Origin of the sequence: Bradyrhizobium sp. (genome assembly GCF_030697065.1) — a bacterium.
Lineage (GTDB): Bacteria > Pseudomonadota > Alphaproteobacteria > Rhizobiales > Xanthobacteraceae > Bradyrhizobium.
Map to the genome: position 1 here is coordinate 1 of NZ_JAUYQU010000174.1, position 1271 is coordinate 1271.

Consider the following 1271-nt stretch of genomic DNA (forward strand, 5'->3'; position numbering starts at 1 on the left):
AACCTGATCAACGTGCTGCAGACCGGCTCGTCCAACCTGACGCTGGCCGACACCAACGAGGAAGCGGCCAACAGCCAGGCGCTGTCGACCCGCCAGTCGATCGCGGTGTCCGCGCTGTCACTCGCCAACCAGTCGCAGCAGAGCGTCTTGCAGCTGCTCCGCTAAGTCCGGCTTCGAAGCCAACGATCAAGGCGGCGGGGGAAACCCCGCCGCGACCACCCGGTAGCCGTCACCGTATCCTGAAAGGAAACAGTCATGCCGCTAAGAGTCGAGTTGAAGCCGTTTGAACGTATCGTCATCGGCGAAACCGTCATCATCAATTCCGGTATCCGCACTTCCTTCCTGATCGACGGCGAAGCGCCCATCCTTCGCGAGAAGGACACCGTGACCGCGGAGACCGCCAACACGCCGGTCAAGCGGCTCTATTTCTGCATTCAGATGATGTATCTGAAAAACGACATTCCGCGCTACCGGACTTCCTATCTCGGCTTGCTGAAGGATCTGCGGGAGACCCTTCCGGGCTCGCGCGAACAGATCGACGCCGCAAACGCCCATGTCACGAGCGGTGCTCTCTACAAGGCGCTCAAGGAAATCAGGAAGCTGATGAAGCGTGAAGAAGAGCAGGTCGCTGCCTGAGGCGGCTCAAGCCTGGTTTTGTGGGCATCGAGGGACGTTGCGACGTCCCGTAGTCGTTTTGACTGGAGTGCACGCATAACGTGCATTTCCTTATGCTTCCCGACTTGCCAGAAATCGCCGATGCGCCGCGAAGACAAATTTTCCCCGCTCGATCCCCGCGGCCGACCGTTTGTCCGCCTCCGTATTTGCACGGAGCGCAAAATTAACGTGGTCGTGAAACCGTCGAGGTTATCGTTGTGTGAAGAAGCTTTTTAGTTTGCTTCGTCCGTCGAAAACAAGCCGGTCCTCCCGGGCCGTAGGTCTGATGCGAATAGCGGTGGATGGAAAACCCCAACACAACTTCTTGGAAGGCGTATTTTGATGGACGATCTTTTGCGGGAATTCTTGACCGAGACCAACGAGAGCCTGGATACGGTCGACAATCAACTGGTGCGGTTCGAGCAGGATCCGAACAACGCCAAGATTCTCGATAACATCTTCCGGCTGGTTCACACCATCAAGGGCACCTGCGGCTTCCTCGGCCTGCCGCGTCTCGAAGCGCTGGCCCATGCCGGCGAGACGCTGATGGGCAAGTTCCGCGACGGAATGCCGGTCACTTCGGAAGCGGTCTCGCTCATCCTTGCCAGCATCGATCG

General features: G+C 58.3%; 3 protein-coding genes. All 3 read left to right on the plus strand.

What is annotated here, in order from left to right; all coding sequences use genetic code 11:
* On the plus strand, positions 1-165 hold a 165-nt coding region (locus Q8R73_RS13730; RefSeq protein WP_305720094.1), incomplete at its 5' end, for a flagellin.
* Positions 166-255: 90 nt separating this feature from the next.
* Complete coding sequence (gene flbT / locus Q8R73_RS13735) at positions 256-636, plus strand: flagellar biosynthesis repressor FlbT (protein WP_305720092.1); 381 nt, start codon at positions 256-258, stop codon at positions 634-636.
* A 360-nt stretch (positions 637-996) separates the two neighbouring features.
* The coding region (locus Q8R73_RS13740; RefSeq protein ID WP_305720093.1) for an Hpt domain-containing protein at positions 997-1271 on the plus strand (275 nt) is incomplete at its 3' end.